This is a genomic window from Paracoccus marcusii (assembly GCF_006151785.1).
Lineage (GTDB): Bacteria > Pseudomonadota > Alphaproteobacteria > Rhodobacterales > Rhodobacteraceae > Paracoccus > Paracoccus marcusii.
In genome coordinates this window covers 1-3312 of sequence record NZ_VDDD01000202.1, presented here as the reverse complement: position 1 = coordinate 3312, position 3312 = coordinate 1, and the positions used below count along the sequence as shown (strand labels likewise).

Sequence of the window (3312 nt, the reverse complement as noted above, 5' to 3'; positions counted from 1 at the left end):
GCCCCGATGCCGCCCCTGTCGCGGCCCCGGCGCCGCCGGTCGCCGCCCCCGTTCGGGTCAGCCTGGCCGCGGCGATGCAGGACGCCCCCGTCTCGGTGACCGGCGTGCTGTGCCGCAAGCGCGTGTCGCTGGCCGAGCTGCGGGGATTTCTGGACGGGCGGCTGCTGAGCCTGCCGCGCACCTGTCTGACACAGGCCACGCTGGAGACGCAGGACGGCCAGGTCCTGGCCACCGGAAAATTCGGCGAGGCCGAGGGATGCCACGCGATCCGTCTGCGCGACCCCGCGTCGGCGGCGACAGATGACGGCATGGTCCCGGTGATGGGCCAGGCAGCCGCGATGATGGCCGCGCATGCCCCGAGCGACCTGTCCCGGCCCGACCCGTTTCGCGCCCAGGGCCTGTCGATTGACGACCTGGGGCTTGCCACGGGCACCGACCTGACGGCGCTGCGCGGCTGACCGGGCGCTTTTTCCTTGAATTCCCCGCATTCTGGTCGCATGTAACGTCGGTCCCGAATCTGACGGGATGACAAGAACGGAGTGACCATGGCCAAGGAAGAAATGCTCGAATTCCCCGGCGTCGTGAAGGAACTCCTGCCCAATGCGACATTCCGGGTCGAGCTTGAAAACGGCCATGAGATTATCGCACATATGGCAGGCAAGATGCGCAAGAACCGCATCCGTGTTCTGGCCGGCGACAAGGTTCAGGTGGAAATGAACACCTATGACCTGACCAAGGGGCGGATCAATTACCGCTTCAAGTAAGCCGTCCCCCGGGACGGCCGACACCACCGGAGGCCGCATGATGGCCGATACGCCCCCCAGGCTGATCCTGGGATCAGCCAGCCCGCGGCGGTTGGAACTGCTGGCCCAGATCGGGATCGTTCCCGACGCGCTGCGCCCCGCCGATATCGACGAGACCTCCCGCAAGGCCGAACCACCCCGCGACTATGTCCGCCGCATGGCCGCCGAAAAGGCCGCCGCGCTGGATCTGGCCGAGGGCGAGGCGTTGCTGACCGCCGACACCACCGTGGCCGTGGGCCGCCGCATCCTGGGCAAGCCCGCCGATCGCGACGAGGCTGCTGCCTTCATGCGGCTGATGTCGGGGCGCCGCCACGTCGTGCTGACCGCCATCGCGCTGCGCCACGGATCCCGCACCGCCCTGCGCCTGGTCGAGACCAAGGTCCGCATGCGATCGATCGATCCGGCCGCGCTGGAGCGGTACCTGGATGCGGGCGACTGGCAGGGCAAGGCGGGCGGCTATGCCATCCAGGGGGCGGCGGCCGCCTTCATCCCGTGGCTGGAGGGGTCGTTCTCGGCCGTTGTCGGCCTGCCTCTGTCGGAAACCGCCGCCATGCTGGGCGCGATCGGCATCCATCCCAAGATCAAGGAAGACGCCCGATGAAGGGTCGCCAAGTCGTTCTGGGGCATCTGTTCGGCCTCGAAGCTGCAGCCCTGATGCAGGACGGTCACCTGATCGACCTGCTGGTCGCCAGCGATCCGCTGACCGCGCTGGCGCCCGGCGCGATCTGTCGTGCCGCGACCGACCGCTTCATGAAGGGGCAGGGCGGCGTTTTCCTGCGCCTGCCGGATGGCCAGACGGGCTATCTGCGCGATCGCAAGGGCGTGTCCGAGGGCAAGCCGCTGCTGGTACAGGTCGCGGGCGTGGCCGAGGACGGCAAGGCCGTGCCCTTGTCCACGCGCCTGCTGTTTCGCGGCCGTCACGCGCTGGTCACGCCGGGCGCGCCGGGGGTCAACGTGTCGCGCAGCATCCGCGATGAGGATCGCCGGGATGAGCTGGCGGCGATCGGCCGGGCGTCCTTGGGCGATCGCGATCATGGCCTGATCCTCCGCAGCGTCTGCCTGGACGCGGAGGACGACGACATCCGCGCCGAGTTGGACGACCTGATCGAACTGGCGGATCGCGTCTGCGCCGAAACCGTGGGCGCGCCGGAACTGCTGCTGGACGCGCCCACGCCGTGGGAGCAGGCATGGATGGACTGGGCCGAGCCCGCCCCCGACGCCGTCGAGGAAGGCGAAGACAGCTTTGATCGCTGCGGCGTGCTGGACGCCGTCGATGCGCTGCTGTCTTCCCGCGTGCCCCTGTCGGGCGGCAGCGATGCGCATGTCGAGGCGACCCGTGCGCTGGTCGCGGTCGACGTGAACACCGGCAACGACACCTCGCTGGCCGCGGGACTGAAGGCGAATATTGCACTGGCCCGCGAACTGCCCCGGCAGCTTGCGCTGCGCGGTCTGGGTGGACAGATCGTGGTCGATTTTGCGCCTATGCCAAAGCGAGACCGCGCGACGCTGGATCAGGTCCTGCAGGGGGCGTTTCGGGGGGCTGGGTCGGAAACGACCTTGGTCGGTTGGACCGCGATGGGTCTCTACGAATTGACGCGCAAGCGTGACCGCGTGCCGCTGGCACGACTGGCCTCCGCAAGCGGGGACGCGTGATGGCCTGCCCGATCTGCAAGAAGGACAGCCAGCCGCAGTATCGCCCGTTCTGTTCCAAGCGGTGTGCGGATGTCGACTTGGCCAAGTGGCTGCGGGGAGCCTATGTCATCCCCGGCCCGCCGCTGGAGGACCTGCCGCGCGATGATGCCGGTGACGACTAAGCAGCGCGCCGAAAAGCGCCGCAGGTCGTCGAAAAACCGCAGATTCGGTCTGGACAGTTCTGCCGTCGCTTCGTAAACACCGCCTACCCAAGACCCGCCAGGGTCCACCGGGGCCCGGATAGCTCAGTTGGTAGAGCAGCGGATTGAAAATCCGCGTGTCGGCGGTTCAAATCCGTCTCCGGGCACCAAAAAAGCTCATATTTTATTAATATCTTAGGTCATATTTGATATACGATTGATCTATGCTGTTTTGGTCGGTCTCCGGTCCGTGGCACATCAGTGGCACAAACGGTCTAGGTGCAGATACCCCTCAGAAAAAATGACGGATCGCTGTTATGTGATCGTCTGGAGGTATCTACGGACGTCTTCGGTTAAGAATCTGGTAAGTGACCCATGTGAGTCTGAAGCTTGAGCTTGTTTGGGAAGGTTGGGCGCTCACGCGTCCACCTGTCGATGGTAGTGCGGCTAACCCCGAAAAGACGCTGAAGGTCCTTATTGGTGCAGAGGTGCTTTCGCGAAAGCCAAATTGGCAAGATGTCAGTGTCACGATTCATGGGTTCTACCTTCCTGTGCTAATTGGTCTGAGATCGCCTGCATTCATGGATGCAAAGAGGGATCACTTTCCGCCCGATGTTCATGGTCAACGGGATCGAAGCACCTTCCAGCGTGTTGCCAGATTTGACTGCCGATCTGGA

The 3312-nt window shown here is 65.3% G+C and carries 5 protein-coding genes and 1 tRNA gene; all 6 read left to right on the top strand.

The features are described from left to right. Positions 1 to 458 (top strand): FliM/FliN family flagellar motor switch protein (locus FHD68_RS18020; protein WP_139086462.1); only part of this gene is annotated, 458 nt, incomplete at its 5' end. Between the two features lie 87 nt (positions 459 to 545). After that, the gene (gene infA / locus FHD68_RS18015) at positions 546 to 764 is read left to right on the top strand and encodes a translation initiation factor IF-1 (RefSeq protein ID WP_010397442.1); all 219 of its coding nucleotides are present in this window, start codon (positions 546 to 548) and stop codon (positions 762 to 764) included. Positions 765 to 804: 40 nt separating this feature from the next. After that, positions 805 to 1404, top strand: coding sequence for a Maf family protein (locus tag FHD68_RS18010; protein WP_127899392.1), 600 nt, complete (start codon positions 805 to 807; stop codon positions 1402 to 1404). After that, the gene (locus FHD68_RS18005; protein WP_127898793.1) at positions 1401 to 2456 is read left to right on the top strand and encodes a ribonuclease E/G; all 1056 of its coding nucleotides are present in this window, start codon (positions 1401 to 1403) and stop codon (positions 2454 to 2456) included. Before FHD68_RS18010 ends, FHD68_RS18005 begins: the two co-directional genes overlap by 4 nt. Then, complete coding sequence (locus FHD68_RS18000; RefSeq protein ID WP_127898792.1) at positions 2456 to 2617, top strand: DNA gyrase inhibitor YacG; 162 nt, start codon at positions 2456 to 2458, stop codon at positions 2615 to 2617. The genes FHD68_RS18005 and FHD68_RS18000 overlap by 1 nt, the downstream gene beginning before the upstream one ends. Before the next feature lie 112 nt (positions 2618 to 2729). Beyond that, positions 2730 to 2805 (top strand) — tRNA-Phe (locus FHD68_RS17995). The last annotated feature ends 507 nt before the right edge of the window (positions 2806 to 3312 follow it).